This window comes from Methylobacter arcticus, assembly GCF_050917435.1.
Lineage (GTDB): Bacteria > Pseudomonadota > Gammaproteobacteria > Methylococcales > Methylomonadaceae > Methylobacter_A > Methylobacter_A titanis.
Map to the genome: position 1 here is coordinate 3,792,683 of NZ_CP159583.1, position 19,152 is coordinate 3,811,834.

The following is a 19,152-nucleotide window of genomic DNA, read 5'->3' on the forward strand; positions in this document are numbered from 1 at the left end:
AGGTATTATAGACTGATGTCACTCACGCCAAGTGCGTAGTGCGTAGGTCGGGTTAGCGATAGCGTAACCCGACATTTTACGCGTGTGTGTCGGGTTACGGCTAGCGCCTAACCCGACCTACGCTTTTACAAATAAATGCCGTGCGTGGAATTATTATTCGCCTCCGAATTCCCCTGCCGTACCGAGCCGGCTTTCTGCTTATGGTGGGTAATGACCGTGCGGATAGCGACATATTGATACGGCTTGCCTTTCGCATTAAGAAAAGGAACGATGGTGGTGTCTACCCAATAAAGCGAACCGTCTTTGGCGCGGTTACGGATTTCCCCCTTCCAGATATGCCCGTGGGCAATGGTTTGCCACAGGTTGCGCATAAACTCTTTGGAGTGATACCCCGAATTGATAATACGGTGATCCTGTCCGAGCAGTTCGTCGCGCGCATACTTGGAGATGGCGCAGAACTTGTCATTCACATAGGTGATCTCGCCTTTCCGATTGGTCATCGCTACAATCGCATGTTCGTTTAGCGCCAGCTCAAGGTTTTTGGCGAGACTGATGTCGACAAAGGTGATAACCACGCCGTCTATGACATTATCCATGGTGCGGTAAGGCATGATGCGCACATCAAACCAGCGACTGTCATGAGTCTGGATTTGCTTATCCGAAACCACTAGCGTGCGCAGTACATCGATTGCATCCTGCTGTAGCAGAGGATAGTCCAGATCGGTCGTAATGTCGGATAACGGCCTCCCTTCGTCTTGCGGCAACAGCCTGAATATCTGCGAGGTATGGGCGGTAAAGCGCCGCAGATGCAATTTGTTGTTCAGAAACACGGTGGCAATTTCGGTGCTGTTAAGCAGGTTCTTCATGTCGTTGTTGACCCACAGCAGCGCATCCAGTTTGGCTTGCAGTTCCGCGTTCACCGTCAGTATTTCCTCGCTCATTGACTGCATCTCTTCCTTGGAAATAAGCATTTCCTGATTTGCCAACTGGCGCTCTTCATGGCTGGCTTTGAGTTCTCCCTGCAAAAACTGTATTTCATCGCGCAAGGTCTGTATTTCCAGCTGGGCCTGTTGCAGTGCCTCGGGCTGAGGGAGCTTGGCGGTGCGTTTGCGGGTGCGCGCTGTGGCGACGTCGGTAAACACGATAATGACCTTGCCGCGCAATGCCTCGACCTGCTCGATAGCTTGCACGGTCACATTGACCGTATGCGTGCCGCTTTCGCCTGTTATCTGCAAGCCGTCCAGGTGTACCGCTGTTAATCGCTGCAACGCTAGGCGCACCGAACCTGTCAGCGCCTGACGCAAGCCCTCGCGCGCCATCGCATGGATATTCAGGTTAACTTTACCGGCAGAAGGCTCCAGGTATTTGCCGGTGTGACCGCTGAAATAAAGGATGTCGCCCCCGGCGTTAACCAGCACCGCTGCCGGAGCATAATGCGCAAGCAGTGTGTGATCCATCAGTTGTTGCAAATTGATCGGTAGACCCGCGTCATCGACTGTCTGCCTGACAGCAGGCACAGCGATAAAATTTTTATTTGGAAAATCCACTTCGGGTTTCGGCAAAGGATTGTCAATACGCCGGTAGAGCCGTACCTTGGCCTTCAATGGCGTGAACAGATAGCTAAAGTTGCCGGTGCTTTCGGCAGTACCCAGCAACAGCAGGCCATGCTGGTTTAACGCATAGTGAAACAACGGCAACAGTTTTTTCTGCAAATCAGCGGAAAAATAAATGAGCAGGTTACGGCAACTTATGATGTCCAGCCGGGTAAACGGCGGATCATTGATGATGTTCTGAGGTGCAAAGGTGATCATCTCGCAAATTTCATTTTTTATCCGGTAACCGTTATTTTCGGCGTTAAAGTAGCGGGCCAAATGCTCCGGTGAAACATCGGCGACGCTATGAACTGCGTAAAATCCCTGGCGTGCATGAGCTATCGCATCTGCATTGAGGTCGGTAGCAAAAATCTGCAGCAAATAGCGGGCGCGAGGCTTGGCCTGTTCGATCGCTTCGATGAAGATGATTGCCAGCGTATAGGCTTCCTCGCCGGTAGAACAGGCCGGCACCCAGGCTCTTATAGTCTTGCCCTCCGGGTAGTTTGCCAGCAGCGCGGGTATGGCGTCGGTCTTTAGGTAATCCCATGCCAACTGATCACGAAAAAAGCCGGTAGCGCCGATCAATAGTTCCTTGAATAGTAAATCCTGCTCATGCGGGTTTTCGCGCAGATAACGGACATAACTGGCGATATGATCGAGCTGGTGCAGTTCCATACGACGCTCAATACGGCGATATAGCGTACTTTTCTTGTACAGCGAAAAATCATTGCCGGTTTGAGCGCGCAGCAGCACGGCAATTTTTCCGAGAGCGCTCAGGGAATGGTCTTCCAGTATCGGCTCTGAACAGGCGAAAGCTTTTCTGGGGGAATGTTGGAGATAATTGATGATGTGCAGAGGCAGCTCTGCCGCAGTGCCGATAATGTCAGCTACTCCGGCATCAATAACACTGCGCGGCATACTGTCGTATTTGGCATCGGCAGGATCCTGTACCAGTACCAAACCGGATTTTTCCTTGATGGCGCGCAGGCCCAACTTACCATCCGAACCCATCCCCGACAGCAGGACACCGATGCTTTGATCGCGCCGGTCTTCGGCCAGACTACAAAAAAAAGCATCGATAAGCAGGCGCAATCCGCGCGGTGCAACCGAGTCGTGCAGGTAAAGCGTGCCATGCAGGATGGACAGCTCTTTATTCGGAGGATTGACATAAATACAATCCGGTTTTATATGCATGCGGTTTTGGGCTTCTAATACCGTCATCGCCGTCGTGCGTTGCAACAACTCGGGCATCATGCCTTTGTGGTTGGGATCGAGATGCTGAATGACGACAAAAGCCACACCCATGTTATCAGGCACATGGCTGAAAAAATTTTCTAGCGCTTCAAGCCCTCCGGCCGAGGCTCCGATACCTACGATCGGCAGTAACCTGTCCACGCAGAGGTAAGCGAGATCGGTCGTGATGTCTGGAGAGAATGGGCTGTGGGCGGCAGTTGATTTATCCATGCAGTATTCCTAATATCTTTATGATTGTATGGCTGCTAATGCTTATGCCGGTCAAAACCCGGTTTTTTAGATCGCCCCTTCTGAGGCTGTTTAAAAACAGGAAACTCAAGCTCGCAATAGTTTCACTGAACCCAGAAAATCATGCCTATTAATGCCCGCCAAAAGCCATGTCAACTTTACCGTCGATCAATTTCAGCTTGGCTTCAAACTCTGCGGATTTAAAGCCTTTCAGTATCAACGGTGCGGGGCAGTAGGCGATCGAACTCCGTTCTGACCACCTGGTAGCATTCACAGACTCTCGCTTCCAATCCCGGCCTATCCAGTACCGTGATATGTCCACGGCTGTAATCAATCAACCTGGCTTGCTGCAATTTTCCTGCGGCCTCGGTTACGCCTTCCCGGCGCACACCCAGCATATTAGCGATCAATTCCTGAGTCATGGTCAACTCATTCGATGTGAGTCGGTCGATGCTTAACAGCAACCAACGGCAGAGTTGTTGATCCACGGAATGATGCCGGTTACAGACGGCCGTCTGTGCCATCTGGGTAATCAGTGCCTGGGTATAGCGCAGTAATAAATTATGTAACGTCCCGTAGCGACGTCCACCAAAGCGGTCGAATTCCAGCATGAGTTGCGGCGCCCGCAACCGATAGGCGTAACCTGCGCTTTGTACGACGGCTCGATTAGGCATGGTTCCTCCGCCCATGAAAAGAGCGACACCAATAATGCCATCGTTGCCAACTACGGCGATTTCTGCTGAAGCGCCATTTTCCATGACATAAAGCAGCGATACGATGCAGGTCGTCGGGAAATAGGCGTGATGCAACTTATCACCCGACTCGTAAATGACTTCGCCCAGCGGCATCTCAATCAGTTCCAGATCGGGGCAAAGGCGCTCATATTCATCTGAGAGCAAGGTATCGAGGAGGTAGTTTTGTCGAGGACTATGTGAGACAGTCATAAGTAATCTTTATATATTTATGGTTAGCCGGTAGCGGGTGAAATTTGTAATGACAGCATTTCAGATTGCATCTGTAACGTTAACTCCAAATTAAATCGATATTGAAAACCCTGTATATGCAACTATTGAGCCCAAATCCGGCCTTATTACTCGGTAAGCCGATGCCCCTGTCTCGTATCAATTCGAGTTTCGCAAAGCAAATAGCGTTGCATAATGGGACTATTGATAGATTTTCCTCGCGCGACGTAATAGAAAACAGTGATTAAATATCTGTAAAAAATGAGCGACTAGACCCTGTTAGATATTTAGGTTTGTCATCTTTCCGATTATAAACTGATTCGATTTATCAAAATATGGCAAAAACTTGCAGTTTATTGCATGACTGTGCTTTTATCCACGAGTATAGCGTAAAACCCCGCCGTTTTCGGTAACCGCTCCTGCGTTACTCTACCTCCTGCATCCATGCAGTCGAGGGCGGGGATGTAAGCGGCCCAGCTTCGTATTTCTCATAGTATTAAATCTTTCCATAGTGTTAAAATGGACCTGTTGCTACCAGAGGACGCTATCGGCTCGCTCCATGACGGCAACTTAGTTTTAAAAAAGACTTCAAATTCACTTTCAGCGAAAACCAAGCAACCAGTGTGAGGTCTTGAATAAGCGCTTAAAAAGTACAAAACAACCGTCGGGCTGACGGGGCTAGTCTGTGAAGTGAGCGATGCAACAATGTCGCCAGCAGCAGACGGCATGCTCCATGACGGCAACTTAGTTTTAAAAAAGACTTCAAATTCACTTTCAGCGAAAACCAAGCAACCAGTGTGAGGTCTTGAATAAGCGCTTAAAAAGTACAAAACAACCGTCGGGCTGACGGGGCTAGTCTGTGAAGTGAGCGATGCAACAATGTCGCCAGCAGCAGACGGCATGCTCGAATTGTTTCATGGCAGCCTCGATAAGGGATCAATTTAATATCAGTACGGTGCGGTAGCGTACAGACTGGAACGACAGATACTGTATGTTATTCAGAAAGTTGTTCTTGCCTATAATTTAAGGAATCATTCTTATGAAACGAATACACTTAACGCTTATCTTTCTCTGTATTTTGTTCAGCTTCCCTGCTGTTGCAGAACAGGAGCTGATCAAATCACAAATCCAAGGCGAGGTTACGTTCATCAGCGGTGGAATAGGGAGCGATGAACAAAATGCGCTGCAAGCCATACGGGCCGACTATAACTTGCACCTGCTATTTTCGATAAAGGATACCGGGGAATATGTCAGTGACGTGAGGGTTCGTATCACCGACTCAAGCGGTAACATTTTGATGGAAACAGTAGCTGACGGCCCTATGCTATTCGCCAAACTCAAGCCCGGCCGTTACACCGTTACCGTTGAACGCCGAGGTCAGGTAGCCAAACAGTCGGCAACGATCGGAAGTACAAAGAGAACGTCTCTGTCGTTCGCCTGGCCTCAAGAGCAGGATAACTAGCTCGTCAGTAACCGATGTTACGCACCGACTACAAACTATCAATAACTTACGGTCATTTTTTTGTTTCGTAAGTTATTGATTTTTTGATTTACTGCATAACATCAGTCAGTGTATCGAACACTATCAATACGACGGTATTTTTATCTACTTTTGGCCGCTGCCTAATGATTCACTGTTGACCTGACCATTCTTTTGTAAGGGCATGTAAGATGTCAATGAAGTCTGTTGGCGATAGCAATGCAGACGATCGAATTCTGTTTTGACCACATGGTAGCATTCACAGGCACGCGCTTCCAATCCCAACCGATTCAGTACCATGATGCGTCCCCGGCGGTAATCAATCAACTCTGCTTGCTGCAATTTCCTGGCAGCCTCAGTAATGCCTTCGCGGCGCACGCCGAGCATATTGGCGATCAATTCCTGGGTAACGATTAATTCGTTCGAAGGCAGTCGATCAAGGCTTAACAGCAGCCAACGGCAAAGCTGCTGATCGATGAAATGATGACGATTGCAGGCCGACGTCAATGCTATCTGAGTAATCAGTCCCTGGGTATAACGCAACAACACATTGTGCAGCGCTCCTTTGCAGCACCCTCCAGAGCGACTGAACTCCTGCATAAGGTAATGCGCCCGCAACCGATAGGCGTAACCAACGTTCCGCACCACCGCCCGATGAGGCATGGTTCCGCCGCCCATGAACAGGGAAACACCTATGATGCCATCGTTGCCGACCATGGCGATTTCTGCTGGCGCGCCATTCTCCATGACGTAAAGCAGCGATACGATGCTGGTCGTGGGGAAATAAGCGTAACGCAACTCGCTCCCGGGCTCGTAAAGAACCTTGCCGAGCGGTAATGCGACCAGTTCTAAATGGAGGGAAAGGCCCGTGTATTCGGGGGTCGGCAGGGAGTCGAGAAGATGGTTTTGCCAAGAGTTATGCGGTTCAATCATAAGTCATGTCCAGGGGATAAGCATTAAATAGCACCATCAACCATAAAAGAACAGCTGGAGCTACCAAGGAACATGAAGCATAAATTGTTCAGTTTATTGAATCAATAAGTGTGAATACTTAACGATACGGCGATCAATCGCGACCGTATCAGGACGCACGGTTATGCTGACGTGCAGCTAATTGCCGCCAACGATGGCGGCTAATCGTCAATTGAATCGTCGCGTGGAAATAATCCTCTCCAACGAAAACACCCACATTGATCCACGCCAGGCATGATCGGTCTTCAGCAAAGACGTTTTTTATGTTCGATGCCGTACAGACCCTGTTCAATCTCGCCGATAGACTTTTATTTGGCTTACTGACTGATGTTACGCAAGCCTTCACAGGAATGGGCAGGCGTAGCCAATTGCAATATTTGTAACGCCTTGAGTTTTCATTATGGGTACGTAACATCCCATTTACCCTTTTCAGGGAGCATTTTATGTCGACAATTTTCTTTGCAACCAACCGTAATCCTAATAACGCCGAACCGCCGACCGACTTCGGCAAAGGTTTTTCAGATACCGGATTGGGCGATCTTCGTTTTGGCCAGGCGAAAGTTAAAAAAGGCGTGTTAGACCACAAATCTATTGAGGTATTGCCGGATAATTCGGCTCAAGGATCGGAGGCTCTATTTCAGCAATTACGCGACTCAATGAAGACCCAGTCGCTAGATTCCCTACTGTTTATCCATGGTTTTAATGTCTCTTTTAAAGCGGTTGTCGAATCGGCTGCAAAAATCGGTGAGCGATACGCAAAACTTTCCAATAAAGCCTATCAACCGAACATGTTTGTATTTTCTTGTCCATCGGATGGTGAAGTGATCAGTTATATTAACGATCGCCATGATGCCGAAGCCTCCGGCTACGCCTTCGCTCGCGGCTTGATGAAATTGGCGACATTTTTGAAAAGTGGCCATCCAGACGAAGCCTGTCAGCAAAAAGTGAATCTTATGGCTCACAGCATGGGTAATTACGTGTTGAGACATGCGTTGCAACAGGCCCAAAAAATTGCCAGCGGAAAATCGTTATCACGTATCTTCGATAACATCATCTTAACGGCCGCCGATGAAGACAATGACACTTTTGAGTTCGATCATAAACTGGCAAAGTTGCCAGAACTTGCGCAGAGAATTACGGTTTACTTCAACAACGGTGATTTAGCGCTTACAGTCAGTGATGTAACGAAAGGCAACCCTGATCGCTTAGGGCATGACGGCCCAAGCAAACCGCATCAAATAGCCGCAAAAGTAGTTATCGTCGATGCAAGCGATGTAGTGAAAGGCATTAGCGAACATTGCTACCATGTAGAAAATGATACAGTTGGCAAAGATATTGTTGCGGTATTACAGGGTGAAAGCTCGGATACAATCCCCTCTAGGCTGTATGTGCCGCATGCCAATAAATTCAGACTGCTCTGAGATTGCAATAGCGTCGGACCTTTTCGGTCTGTTCCTTGCCGGACACACAGGGTTCAAAAAATTGCATTGCTAAAGCTTCTCTATTATCTATGTGCGGTGCCGCACCGACTGCGTTTAGTTTTACTCGTATCGTTATATATGAGCAATGGGGAATATTTTCCTTGCTTTGTCCATAAAAAATTAATTATCAGGAGACGCTCATGAATAAAGATCAAATAAAAGGTCGAGTCGAAGAAGCCAAAGGTAAGGTCAAAGAAGCTGCCGGCGTGATACTGGACGATGAAGGTTTAGAGGTAGAGGGCAATGTCCAAAAGAACGTCGGCAAGGTACAAAAGGGCTTTGGTGATCTCAAGGAAGATGTCAAGGATGCCGTTAACAAAGACGACTAAAAGGGGGTGCTGTTGAGCCGTACAGCCGAGTCCAGACAAACTGGCCTGCTGTACGGTTGCAACGGGATGCTCTTAATTATCTCCGATGTTACCTTTTTAACAGAAGATGATCATAATCTCGCCGTTTATGGGTTAGCGTCGCTTTAACCTTTGGTAACCTCCTCGCGTTCACGGAGGAGGAACAATCCGCCGACCTCTATCCGTCGTCGGCGGGTGTCATTCGACGAATGAGGTCGGATATGGATTGAAACATCTGTTTATCTGTGGTTTATTTCGTTGTCATATTAACGGCCTATTAAACGGGCTATTAAGGAGAAGCACACATGTTAGAAACTCTCGCAATCCTCCTAGTCATCCTTTGGATACTGGGCTTGGTCTCATCATACACATTGGGCGGGTTCATTCACATTCTGTTGGTTATCGCGATTATCGTGATCGTGTTACGTGTCATTCAAGGCAGAAGAGTCATGTAAAGACACGGGGATGCGTTTATACAACGTATTATCAGCCGACGCTGATCGGTTCAGGCATCCTGGAAACCCTCAGTCAGACTTTGTAATAACGGTTTCCGGGCTTGTCTTTAGGCTACATTGCTAGGTTGCAGCAGTGAAAATTTATGGAGAGACTAAATGAACACAGTCAAGATTGTGGCAATTATGCTGATCGTAGCCGGGGTATTAGGATTGGTCTATGATCGTTTCAGCTATACCAAGGAAACCCAGGAAGCTAAGTTAGGTCCGTTGGAATTAACGGTTAAAGACACACAGACAGTTTATGTCCCGGTCTGGGTCGGTGTAGGGGCGATAGTGGCTGGCGGCGGACTCCTGCTTTTTGCTGGCAGAAAGAATTAGCAGCTGCGTCTGATGAGACGGTCCGGGTTAAGCGCTACGGTGGTTTTTTAGCCACTGGAGCGTTCACGTTCCAGCGGGCGATAGCAGACAAGACGAGAGTGGCATCAATCAATGCGATATAAATCCCCCCATTCTTGGTAATAATTTTCACGGCTCCAGCTTTCAGTCAGCGACTCTCATTATGATTATAATCTACAGATTGAAGCCATTACCCAAACATCGAACCACATAATAAAAAACCGGCAGTCCCAGAGAAACTACCGGTCGCTTAAAGTACCTACCAATAATCTACTTGGCTTTTTCGCCTGTCTTTTTATCCGCGATTACGGCATCGCTTAACAAGATATCGTTTTTGATTTTTTCAAGGGATTTCTCACCGATACCCTCAACATTAACCAAATCTCCCGCAGTTTCGAAAGGGCCCTTTGCTTCCCTGTACTTAACAATGGCTTCAGCTTTTTTAATACCTATGCCCGACAGGGCTTCCCCTATGGTTTTTGCATCAGCGGTATTGATATTTACAGGAGAGGCAATGACATTGAATGAACAAAAAACGGCCAATACTACTAATAATCTTTTCATCTTTATTTTCCCGTTGTGAATAATTATAGATTTATGAATAGTTTTTTATAGATAGCCAAGTAATTATTAACCATTCGCCCCTAAGTTTAGACGCTTGCTCTGCAAATACAACTTAATTTATCGCCCTATCGCGTATAGACCTATCCGCTACGCTTAAAACCCTGTCTGGTTCATATCGGTAATGCCCGTCAAAAATGACTTTATGCTCACCCTATAAACATTGTGAGCAATGATCCATTGCGGAAAGTGGAGCTTGGCTTGCTTGCAACCTAATTATTGCGATAAAAACTTGTGTAAATACTTACGCCCGTGTGGGCAATGATTACTTGTTAGATTAACCGGCATTGACCTATCATAACCGCCAAGTTTTTAAATTATTGACTAGCGTTTGATGCAAAAAAATACCGAGCCCAATAAACAACTTTTTAGCGGATTTTCTGCTCCCGATACCGAACAAATAAATCGGGCACTGGCGATTATCGCCAAAATCCCTGAAGATCCGCAATACTTTCGCCCCAAGGGAGTTGAGGTGGCGGCCATTTTGATGGACTTTAATGTCGATCTGAACACCATCTTGGCTGCGATCTTAAGCGATCCGCGCTTAGCCTATTTACATCCAAAGCCTGACATTAAAGAACAGTTTGGCGAAACCGTTGCAACGCTGGTTAACGATGTTAACTGGCTGAATAAGTTAACCGTTTATTCTCTGGAAATGACGGATCAACCCAGCCAAACGGAAACCTTGCGTCGAATGCTGCTGTCTATGACCCAGGATGTCCGCGCCGTGCTGATAAAGCTGGCTTACCGGATTCAACGACTTAAGGTTTTACCCAGAGAATCTTATGAGCTCAGACGTTTTATTGCCCAGGAAACGTTGGATATTTATGCGCCGATTGCCAATCGTATGGGTATTCACCAGTTAAAATGGGAACTGGAGGACATGGCTTTTCGCTATCTGAAACCCCAATCCTATCGCCGTATTGCCAAGTCTCTAACCGATAACCGTATGCAGCGGGAAAACTGTATTAACAACTTCATTGCTCTGCTACAGAAAAAACTCGCCGAAGAGGCGATTTCTGCCCAGATTCACGGCCGCCCTAAGCATATTTACAGCATCTGGAAAAAAATGCGGCGCAAACAATTGGACATAGACGAGCTTTATGACCTGTTAGCGATACGCGTTATTGTCGACAACCTGACCGCTTGTTATGCCACTTTAGGTATCGTACATAGCCTGTGGCAAACCATTCCCAAGGAATTTGACGATTATATTGCCAATCCCAAAGAGAACGGTTATCAGTCTTTGCATACCGTCATTATCGACCCCGACGGCAATCGTATCGAGGTACAAATCCGCACCCAACAAATGCACGACTTTGCTGAACTCGGCGTCGCTGCACACTGGTCTTACAAAGAAGGCGGCAAGCATGATTCTGCGATAGAAAAAAATATCGCCTCGTTGCGTAAATTATTGGAAGAAACCAGTCCTGAGCATAGCCGGAAGGAAGGCAGTGACGAAGCGCTGTCCGAGAGTTTCCGCAGCGAATTATTTAATGATCGCGTCTATGTTTTAACGCCGGCCGGTAAATTAATGGATATGGTTAAAGGCTCTACGCCTCTGGATTTTGCCTATGCGATCCATACCGAAATTGGACACCGTTGCCGGGGGGCAAAAATCAATGGTCGTATTGTACCGCTGACCTATACCTTAAAATCCGGCGAACAGGTAAAGATTTTAACGGCAAAAGACGGAGGCCCCAATCACAACTGGATTGATCCTAATCTAGGCTATTTAAAGACATCGGCGGCGATCAGCAAAGTTAAAAGCTGGTTTAAAAATCAGCAACAAGCCCAAAATATTGCCACAGGCAAAACTATTCTGGATAAGGAAAGCCAACGCCTGGGCTTAAAAATGCTTAACTTAACGGAGTTGGCTAAACATTTTCATCAGCCGGATACCGATAGATTACTTGAAGCCATAGGCCGTAGCGATATTAATAGCCGTCAGCTTGCGGCGTTTTTCAAAGTGCCTGAATTGGAAGCCCCTGCCCCCATTCAGCGCAAAAAGCCCGAAGCTAAATCCGTCATTTCTGTAGCCGGCATTGATAATGTTCTGACTTCTTTCGCTCACTGTTGCTCCCCAGTTCAGGGCAATGACATTATCGGCTATATTTCCCACAAAAAAGGCATTACCATCCACCGCAAAAATTGCGAAAACATCTTGCACCTTGACCACGAAAAGCAGGCTCAGCTTATTTCGGTGAGCTGGGGCGCAAAAAAGGTCAACTACGCTGTTCCTATTGTTATCGATGCTTTTAACTCTCATAATTTGCTGACTGATGTTACCCAGATTTTGGCACAGGCTAAAATCCATATTTCCAATGCCGCACTGGATACCCATCCCGATTTTTCAGCGCGACTCAATTTGACCATTCAGATTGAAAATACCGATCAGTTAAGTCAAGTGCTTAATAAAATTAATCAATTGCCTAATATCGCGGATGTTAAGCGTAAAACCTAACGCCGGGGCAATTGTTGCTCATGTGGGCGCGGATTTATTCGCGCCTAGTCAACAACGCGAATAAATTCGCGCCCACAGCCTTTAACCTTTAACCTTGCACCTAATTTTATGCCCCTACAAACCCAAACCTGCCCTGAGCCTAGCCAAAGGAAACGCCTGATTCTGGTTGACGGTTCCTCTTTTTTATTTCGCGCTTATCATGCCATTCCACCGCTAACCAGCGCCAATGGCGAACCCACCAACGCCATTCACGGCGTAACCAGTATGTTGCGCAAACTGATCGCCGACTATCACAGCGACTACATCACCGTAGTCTTTGATGCGCCCGGTAAAACCTTTCGCAATGAGCTTTATGATCAGTACAAAGCCCATCGTCCGCCCATGCCTGATGATTTGCGGGTACAGATTGCGCCGCTGCACAACGTGATCCGCGCTATGGGTTTGCCGTTGATTATGGAGTCCGGCGTGGAAGCCGACGATGTGCTGGGAGCTTTGGCTCAACACGCCGAACAACAAGGCCTAGATGTCATTATTTCCACCGGCGACAAGGATATGGCGCAGCTGGTTACCGAGCATATTATTCTGGAAAATACCATGTCCAATACCCGCATGGATATTCAGGGGGTTTACGACAAATTCGGCGTCAAGCCGGAGCAGATTATCGATTATCTGGCCTTAATCGGCGACACCGTCGACAATATTCCCGGCGTACCCAAAGTCGGCCCTAAAACGGCGGCAAAATGGCTGGCGCACTACCAGACCTTAGAGAATCTGGCGGTCCACGCCGATGAAATCACCGGAAAAATCGGCGAAAACCTGCGCGCCAGCTTGGATCAACTGCCGTTATCCAAACAACTGACCACCATAAAATGCGACCTTAATTTACCCTACAGCATCGAAGACCTGAAACAGCGACCGATGGACAAGGCGGAACTGAAAAATTTATTGGCTGAGCTGGGCTTTTCGTCCTGGTTAAAAATGCTGGATAATCCTCCGGCTACCAGCAGGACAAGTTCCATTGAAACGGCAACCGCTCAAATTGATGATAAACCCGCACCCATTGAATCCAGTTATGAGACGGTATTAACCGAACAGCACTTTAACGACTGGCTGGCTCAACTGGAAAAAGCCGAATTGTTTGCCTTCGACACCGAAACCACCAGCCTGGATTACAGCAAGGCGCAGATAGTCGGCGTATCGTTTGCGGTAACGCCGGGAAAAGCCGCCTATGTGCCTTTGGCTCATGACTATCCCGGCGTACCGGATCAACTGGATAGGTCTGAAATACTGGAAAAACTCCGGCCTCTGCTGGAAAATTCGCGCAAAGCCAAACTCGGGCAAAACCTGAAATACGATATGCATGTATTGGCTAATCACGGCATCGCCTTGCGCGGCATTAGCCACGACACCATGCTGGAATCCTACGTGTTAAACAGCACCGCGACCAAACACAATATGGATGATCTGGCTAAACACTATCTGGGCGTTGAAACCATCCATTACGAAGATGTGGCCGGTAAAGGCGTAAAACAGATAGGCTTTCAGCAAGTGCCGATAGAGCAAGCCGCCCCTTATGCCGCAGAAGATGCCGACATTACCTTGCAACTGCATCGGGTGCTGTCGGCAAAACTGGCACACTATCCAGAATTGCACACACTGTATACGGAAATGGAAGTCCCGCTAATCAGCGTACTCGCCCGCATTGAAAACAATGGCGTATTGATCGACACCGCGATGCTCGCGCAGCAAAGTCTTGAGCTGTCCAGTCAGATTATCTCCCTTGAACAATACGCTCACGATTTGGCCGGACAGACCTTTAATCTGGGTTCGCCCAAGCAGATCCAGGACATACTTTACGATCAGCAAAAACTGCCGGTGTTAAAGAAAACCCCTAAAGGCCAACCCTCAACCGAAGAATCGGTACTACAAGAATTGGCTATCGATTACCCGCTGCCCAAGCTTATCCTGGAGTACCGCAGTTTAAGCAAGCTGAAATCGACCTATACCGATAAACTGCCGCAACAGCTTGACGAACAAACGGGACGGATTCATACCTCATACCATCAGGCAGTAACCGCAACAGGCAGACTGTCTTCATCCGATCCCAATTTACAAAACATCCCGATACGTAGCGAAGAAGGGCGAAAAATTCGACAAGCGTTTATCGCCCCCGAAGGCAGGAAAATAGTCGCCGCCGATTATTCGCAAATTGAGTTGCGTATCATGGCGCATTTATCGGCTGATTCAGGCTTGGTAAAAGCCTTTAGCGAAGGACAAGACGTGCATAGAGCCACAGCGGCTGAAGTGTTTGGCGTTGCTCCCGAGCAAGTCACCAGCGATTTGCGGCGCTCAGCCAAGGCGATCAATTTTGGGCTGATCTACGGCATGTCGGCCTTTGGTCTGGCACAACAATTAGGCTTGTCGCGCAACCAGGCGCAATCTTATATCGATTTATATTTTACCCGTTACCCCGGCGTCAAAAATTATATGGACAGCATCAGGGAGCAAGCCCGCGAACACGGCTATGTTGAAACCTTATTCGGCAGACGGCTGTATTTGCCGGAGATCAACTCACGCAACGCGGCGCGCCGCCAGTACGCCGAGCGCACCGCTATCAACGCACCGATGCAGGGAACGGCGGCCGACATCATTAAACGTGCGATGATTGCCGCCGACCGGTGGTTATTTAAGGAAACCCCGGATGCTAAAATGATTATGCAAGTGCATGACGAGCTGGTATTTGAAATTGCAGCAGATCAGGTAGCGGACTGCGCGGCGCATATCAGAACCTTGATGTGTGCGGCCGCCGATCTTGACGTGCCGCTGATTGTCGACATAGGCACGGGTAATAATTGGGACGAAGCCCATTAGAAATAAAAATTAAATAACTCATGCCTTTGCGCAAGGGGCAGACCAGGCCGGTCGCCTCTACAAATACTCTATTTTTTTTGTTGATTATTGCTTAACGACACACAATGCTAAACTCAAAAAACGAAAAACTTATCACTCTCGTTGAAAAAATGCCCGCTTTTCCTAAAAGCGTCCAACAGGTGATGCAATTAACGTCAGACATCAACGCTTCGGCAAAAGATATTGTCCGCGTTATAGAATGCGATCCGGTCATGACCGTTAAAGTCCTCAAGGCGATTAATTCATCTTTCTACGGCTTGCCGCAAAAAATCACCTCGGTGCAACGAGCCGTCGTCCATATCGGCATGAACACCATAAAGAACATAGCGTTAGGTGTTGCCGCAATGGGCATGCTGAAGGCCACCAACAAGGCCAATTTCAATACCTCCGATTTCTTGCTGCATTCTTTAACCACCGCCGCAATCAGTAAGCTGCTTGCTGAACGCCTAGGTCTATCTTCAACACAATGTGGCGATTGTTTTGTTGCCGGGTTACTGCATGACTTTGGAAAAGTGGTCTTCGCCGAGTTTATGCCTGATGAATTTAAACTCGCCTTGGAAAAGAGCAAGGATCAACAACTGCCCCTGCATCAGACCGAACTCGAATTTATCGGTTTGAGTCATTCACAGGCCGGTAAAATGCTGGCCGAGAAATGGGAGTTGTCTGATGAGCTCATTGATGCCATCGCTCATCATCATAATCTCGACCCCAGCCAAAATGTCTTAAGGGACTGCGTTTTTGCCGCCAATCAAATCAGCAAACAGATGCAGTTCGGCGATGGCGGAAACCCGCTGACAGAAGACTTTCCCGAAGCCATTAGCACCCGTTTTGGCTTGTCGCTCTCCGCCATGTGCGAGGCATTAGGGGACTTAGCAGCCGTCAAAACAGAAGCACAATCATTTATTCATGTGTAGTGTTCTGCTTGTGCTCCTACATCTACATCCACGCAGTCGAAGGGCAAACAATGAAATTTAAATTCTGGGGCGTTAGAGGATCCATACCCACACCGGGACCCACTACGGTTAAATATGGCGGCAATACCACCTGCATAGAAATCAGAACCGATGACCATGATTTGATCATTCTCGATGCCGGTACCGGCATCCACGCTTTAGCACAAAATCTGCTGAAAGAAATGCCGATTAAGGCGCATATCTTCATTACCCACACCCATTGGGATCACATACAGGGCCTACCCTTTTTTATCCCCATTTTTATCCCGAACAACCAGATTACCATTTACGGCGGAATTGACCCGATAACCAATGAAACCATCAACAGGGCACTTTCCGTACAGTTGCAATACAGTTTCTTTCCGATACGGGAAGCACAGTTAAATGCACGAATTGAATACGCTACAGTCAAGCCGGGTGTACCGGTCAAGGTTGGCAGCGCCACTATCACCCCCATTATACTCAGTCACCCGGTACTCAATTTCGGCTACCGAATCGATTGTGACGGGCAGTCGCTTTTTTTTACCGGCGATTACGAGCCGCAGCTCAACATCTATAATCCGGAAGATGATGAATATGCCGAATTCCAGTCCTTTGTCGATGAAAAATGGGACGAAGTGGTCCTGGCCATGAAAGATGTCGATGCGTTGATTGTCGACTCATCCTATACCAACGAGGAATATGCCTCCAAACAAGGTTGGGGGCATGGCACTTATGATTCAGGGATAAAACTGGCTATTGCCGCAAACGCAAAAAAACTGTTTTTCACCCACCATGAGCCTACCCGTAACGATGCAAGCCTTGAGGTCATTTATCAAAGCTTATTGCAAAACAACCCAAAAAGCCGCTGCGAATTATTGCTCGCTCAGGAAGGTGTCGACATTTCACTCTGATCCGGCTCAACCGGGGTAAACAATTGATCAAGAGCCGCATGCACCTCATCAACACCGGTTTTTTTCAACGACGAAAACAGCTGTATCGTCAAAGGGAAATTCGCATCCCTTAGCTCCTTTTGTATCTGCAACAAGGTATTTTTAGCCGCGCCGTAATTCAACTTATCCGCCTTGGTTAACAATATATGTAGCGGCAACCCGGTATGTTCGCACCACTCTATCATCTGCCAGTCAAATTCGGTTAACGGATGGCGGACATCCATCACCAGAATAATGCCGCATAATGATTTGCGACTGGTTAAATACGTTTCCATCAACTCATGCCATTGTTTCTTCACCGCTAAAGGCACTTTGGCATAACCGTAACCCGGCAAATCGACAAACCGTTGGCGTTCATTAATTTCGAAAAAATTGAGCATCTGGGTTCTGCCCGGTGTTTTACTGATCCGGGCCAATCCGTTTTGCCGGGTTAGGGTATTAATCGCACTCGATTTACCCGCATTAGATCGTCCGGCAAACGCGACTTCCATGCCCTGATCCTGCGGCGTGTCACTGAGATGTGGCGAACTGTTAATAAATTTTGCTTGATGATAAACTGGATTCATCGTTGTCTCGCTTAGAATTACTATTTAGAGTAAAATTTAAAACTATAAAGGCAGGCACAATGCCTACTTCTACGTAAAACTGATTAACCATTCCGAAGGGGAACTTGATGAAGAAAAAATTGCAGATACTTTCAATTTCTCTGGTGTTGACCAGCGTTACCAGTATTTTACATGCAGAAGGCAATATTAACGCAGGAAAACAAAAAACAACTACCTGCACCAGTTGTCACGGGGACAACGGCAACAGCATAATGCCAACATTTCCCAAGCTTGCACAGCAACACGCATCCTATCTGCAACAGCAGTTGCATGCATTTAAAGACGGCAGCCGCAATGACCCGATGATGTCTGCGGTGGCGCTGGCATTAACCGATGAAGATATAGCCGACATTTCCGCATACTACGCCGCACAAAAGATTTCTGAAAACGCCTTGCCTGTTTTAAACGCTGACGATGAAGACGAAAAACCGACCGCTAACAAAGACATTCAGACCCTCATTGCTCAAGGCAGCGATCTGTACCGCAACGGTGATCTGCCCAGAGAAGTCTCAGCCTGCATAGCCTGCCATGGTCCTTTTGGCGAGGGTAACAAACCGGCCTCATTTCCAGCACTAAAATCGCAACACGCCGACTATTTAATTAAAGCGCTCACTGACTTTAAATCCGGTTCTCGCGGTAATAATCCGGAAAGCATGATGCACATGATTGCTAAAAAAATGACCGATGAGGAAATAAAAGCCGTTTCTTATCGTATATCGATGATGAAATAAACCTCATCTAAGGCATACCAAAACTCCGCAGGTTTGATTACGCTCTAGTCCTCGCGGGCAAAATCGACCTGCAAAACCTTATAGAGAACCTTAGCCATGCTTAAAAAAATCGCCCAAACCAGTTTATTAATCTTGTTGTTTTCCTGCTCAACCTTGTTAAAAGCCGAATCGGTTGGTTATGAAACCCTGTCGCCGGCACAACCTACCCATAATCCCGATAAAATTGAAATCATTGAGTTCTTTTGGTACGGCTGTCCGCATTGCTACAGCCTTGAACCGCTACTGGAAAAATGGGTAAAAAGCTTGCCTAAAAATGTTGAGTTTATCCGTCAACCCGCTGTATTTAGCGACCTTTGGGGCAAGCATGCCAAAGCCTATTTTACCGCTGAAGCGCTGGGCGTAGTCGATAAAATTCATGCCGACTTTTTCGATGCCGTCCAAAATAAAAAACAAAATCTTGAGACCGAAGATCAGCTGGCTAAATTCTTTGTTGCGCATGGCGTTAATAAAAATGAATTTCATGATACTTACCATTCATTTCTAGTCGACGCCAAAATGCGTCAGGCAACCACAATGGCCGGTCGTTACGACGTAACCGGCGTTCCTGCCGTCATCATTAACGGCAAATACAAAACTAACGGCCCGATTGCCGGTTCTCATGAAAAAATGCTTGAAGTCGTTGATCAACTGATTAAACAGGAAAGTGCTACAAAATAATCGCGCCCTATCTCAACAGATGACATCCTTGCTCACTATTTGATAGCTTGAA

The 19,152-nt window shown here is 47.5% G+C and carries 16 protein-coding genes; 11 read left to right on the forward strand and 5 right to left on the reverse strand.

The window, feature by feature from the left end; translation table 11 throughout:
* Positions 1-125 precede the first annotated feature (125 nt).
* On the reverse strand, positions 126-3,056 hold the full coding sequence (locus tag ABXJ76_RS18075) for a chemotaxis protein CheB (protein WP_432742618.1): 2,931 nt from the start codon (positions 3,054-3,056) through the stop codon (positions 126-128).
* A 218-nt stretch (positions 3,057-3,274) separates the two neighbouring features.
* Complete coding sequence (locus tag ABXJ76_RS18080; protein WP_432742620.1) at positions 3,275-4,018, reverse strand: Crp/Fnr family transcriptional regulator; 744 nt, start codon at positions 4,016-4,018, stop codon at positions 3,275-3,277.
* A gap of 1,057 nt (positions 4,019-5,075) precedes the next feature.
* Between ABXJ76_RS18080 and ABXJ76_RS18085 the strand changes: the two genes are divergently transcribed.
* On the forward strand, positions 5,076-5,498 hold the full coding sequence (locus ABXJ76_RS18085) for a carboxypeptidase-like regulatory domain-containing protein (protein WP_432742622.1): 423 nt from the start codon (positions 5,076-5,078) through the stop codon (positions 5,496-5,498).
* A 144-nt stretch (positions 5,499-5,642) separates the two neighbouring features.
* Here the strand turns inward: ABXJ76_RS18085 and ABXJ76_RS18090 are convergent, their stop codons facing one another.
* Positions 5,643-6,449: a Crp/Fnr family transcriptional regulator gene (locus ABXJ76_RS18090; RefSeq protein WP_432742624.1), complete on the reverse strand. Its 807-nt coding sequence runs from the start codon at positions 6,447-6,449 to the stop codon at positions 5,643-5,645.
* A gap of 482 nt (positions 6,450-6,931) precedes the next feature.
* Here ABXJ76_RS18090 and ABXJ76_RS18095 point away from each other — a divergent pair, with 482 nt between their 5' ends.
* The 4 genes from ABXJ76_RS18095 to ABXJ76_RS18110 all read left to right on the forward strand — a co-directional run bounded on the left by ABXJ76_RS18095 (position 6,932) and on the right by ABXJ76_RS18110 (position 9,149).
* Complete coding sequence (locus tag ABXJ76_RS18095) at positions 6,932-7,909, forward strand: alpha/beta hydrolase (protein ID WP_432742626.1); 978 nt, start codon at positions 6,932-6,934, stop codon at positions 7,907-7,909.
* A gap of 200 nt (positions 7,910-8,109) precedes the next feature.
* Positions 8,110-8,298 (forward strand): CsbD family protein, encoded by a 189-nt coding sequence (locus ABXJ76_RS18100; protein ID WP_432742628.1) that lies wholly within the window; start codon positions 8,110-8,112, stop codon positions 8,296-8,298.
* A gap of 323 nt (positions 8,299-8,621) precedes the next feature.
* Positions 8,622-8,771, forward strand: coding sequence for a lmo0937 family membrane protein (locus ABXJ76_RS18105; protein WP_432742630.1), 150 nt, complete (start codon positions 8,622-8,624; stop codon positions 8,769-8,771).
* A 156-nt stretch (positions 8,772-8,927) separates the two neighbouring features.
* Positions 8,928-9,149 (forward strand): hypothetical protein, encoded by a 222-nt coding sequence (locus ABXJ76_RS18110; protein ID WP_432742632.1) that lies wholly within the window; start codon positions 8,928-8,930, stop codon positions 9,147-9,149.
* Positions 9,150-9,437: 288 nt separating this feature from the next.
* Here ABXJ76_RS18110 and ABXJ76_RS18115 read toward each other — a convergent pair whose 3' ends face one another.
* A complete protein-coding gene (locus ABXJ76_RS18115; RefSeq protein WP_432742634.1) occupies positions 9,438-9,731 on the reverse strand; it encodes a ComEA family DNA-binding protein in 294 nt (97 codons plus the stop codon).
* A 391-nt stretch (positions 9,732-10,122) separates the two neighbouring features.
* On the opposite strand from ABXJ76_RS18115, the gene ABXJ76_RS18120 reads away from it, so the two are divergent.
* The 4 genes from ABXJ76_RS18120 (at position 10,123) to ABXJ76_RS18135 (ending at position 17,008) form a co-directional block, all read left to right on the forward strand.
* Positions 10,123-12,252 (forward strand): RelA/SpoT family protein, encoded by a 2,130-nt coding sequence (locus ABXJ76_RS18120; protein ID WP_432742636.1) that lies wholly within the window; start codon positions 10,123-10,125, stop codon positions 12,250-12,252.
* 108 nt (positions 12,253-12,360) lie between these two features.
* Complete coding sequence (polA, locus tag ABXJ76_RS18125; RefSeq protein WP_432742638.1) at positions 12,361-15,123, forward strand: DNA polymerase I; 2,763 nt, start codon at positions 12,361-12,363, stop codon at positions 15,121-15,123.
* A 104-nt stretch (positions 15,124-15,227) separates the two neighbouring features.
* Positions 15,228-16,076, forward strand: coding sequence for an HDOD domain-containing protein (locus ABXJ76_RS18130; protein ID WP_432742640.1), 849 nt, complete (start codon positions 15,228-15,230; stop codon positions 16,074-16,076).
* A gap of 50 nt (positions 16,077-16,126) precedes the next feature.
* Positions 16,127-17,008 carry an MBL fold metallo-hydrolase gene (locus ABXJ76_RS18135; RefSeq protein ID WP_432742642.1) on the forward strand — a complete coding sequence of 294 codons (882 nt, stop codon included), beginning with the start codon at positions 16,127-16,129 and terminating at the stop codon, positions 17,006-17,008.
* Here ABXJ76_RS18135 and yihA read toward each other — a convergent pair.
* Positions 16,981-17,613 (reverse strand): ribosome biogenesis GTP-binding protein YihA/YsxC, encoded by a 633-nt coding sequence (yihA, locus tag ABXJ76_RS18140; RefSeq protein WP_432742644.1) that lies wholly within the window; start codon positions 17,611-17,613, stop codon positions 16,981-16,983. The genes ABXJ76_RS18135 and yihA overlap by 28 nt on opposite strands.
* A 107-nt stretch (positions 17,614-17,720) precedes the next feature.
* Here yihA and ABXJ76_RS18145 point away from each other — a divergent pair, with 107 nt between their 5' ends.
* Together ABXJ76_RS18145 and ABXJ76_RS18150 are read left to right on the forward strand one after the other, a co-directional pair.
* The gene (locus tag ABXJ76_RS18145; RefSeq protein ID WP_432742646.1) at positions 17,721-18,383 is read left to right on the forward strand and encodes a c-type cytochrome; all 663 of its coding nucleotides are present in this window, start codon (positions 17,721-17,723) and stop codon (positions 18,381-18,383) included.
* A gap of 96 nt (positions 18,384-18,479) precedes the next feature.
* Entirely contained in the window at positions 18,480-19,100 is a 621-nt protein-coding gene (locus ABXJ76_RS18150) for a thiol:disulfide interchange protein DsbA/DsbL (protein ID WP_432742648.1), read from the forward strand.
* Positions 19,101-19,152: the final 52 nt, after the last annotated feature.

Bases quoted from the DNA above. Each gene is read 5' to 3' on its own strand.
- yihA (WP_432742644.1), bottom strand. From the start codon at position 17,613: ATGAATCCAGTTTATCATCAAGCAAAATTTATTAACAGTTCGCCACAT.
- ABXJ76_RS18150 (WP_432742648.1), top strand. From the start codon at position 18,480: ATGCTTAAAAAAATCGCCCAAACCAGTTTATTAATCTTGTTGTTTTCC.
- ABXJ76_RS18085 (WP_432742622.1), top strand. From the start codon at position 5,076: ATGAAACGAATACACTTAACGCTTATCTTTCTCTGTATTTTGTTCAGC.
- ABXJ76_RS18100 (WP_432742628.1), top strand. From the start codon at position 8,110: ATGAATAAAGATCAAATAAAAGGTCGAGTCGAAGAAGCCAAAGGTAAG.
- ABXJ76_RS18095 (WP_432742626.1), top strand. From the start codon at position 6,932: ATGTCGACAATTTTCTTTGCAACCAACCGTAATCCTAATAACGCCGAA.
- polA (WP_432742638.1), top strand. From the start codon at position 12,361: ATGCCCCTACAAACCCAAACCTGCCCTGAGCCTAGCCAAAGGAAACGC.
- ABXJ76_RS18135 (WP_432742642.1), top strand. From the start codon at position 16,127: ATGAAATTTAAATTCTGGGGCGTTAGAGGATCCATACCCACACCGGGA.
- ABXJ76_RS18075 (WP_432742618.1), bottom strand. From the start codon at position 3,056: ATGGATAAATCAACTGCCGCCCACAGCCCATTCTCTCCAGACATCACG.
- ABXJ76_RS18115 (WP_432742634.1), bottom strand. From the start codon at position 9,731: ATGAAAAGATTATTAGTAGTATTGGCCGTTTTTTGTTCATTCAATGTC.
- ABXJ76_RS18120 (WP_432742636.1), top strand. From the start codon at position 10,123: ATGCAAAAAAATACCGAGCCCAATAAACAACTTTTTAGCGGATTTTCT.
- ABXJ76_RS18090 (WP_432742624.1), bottom strand. From the start codon at position 6,449: ATGATTGAACCGCATAACTCTTGGCAAAACCATCTTCTCGACTCCCTG.
- ABXJ76_RS18145 (WP_432742646.1), top strand. From the start codon at position 17,721: ATGAAGAAAAAATTGCAGATACTTTCAATTTCTCTGGTGTTGACCAGC.
- ABXJ76_RS18110 (WP_432742632.1), top strand. From the start codon at position 8,928: ATGAACACAGTCAAGATTGTGGCAATTATGCTGATCGTAGCCGGGGTA.
- ABXJ76_RS18105 (WP_432742630.1), top strand. From the start codon at position 8,622: ATGTTAGAAACTCTCGCAATCCTCCTAGTCATCCTTTGGATACTGGGC.
- ABXJ76_RS18130 (WP_432742640.1), top strand. From the start codon at position 15,228: ATGCTAAACTCAAAAAACGAAAAACTTATCACTCTCGTTGAAAAAATG.
- ABXJ76_RS18080 (WP_432742620.1), bottom strand. From the start codon at position 4,018: ATGACTGTCTCACATAGTCCTCGACAAAACTACCTCCTCGATACCTTG.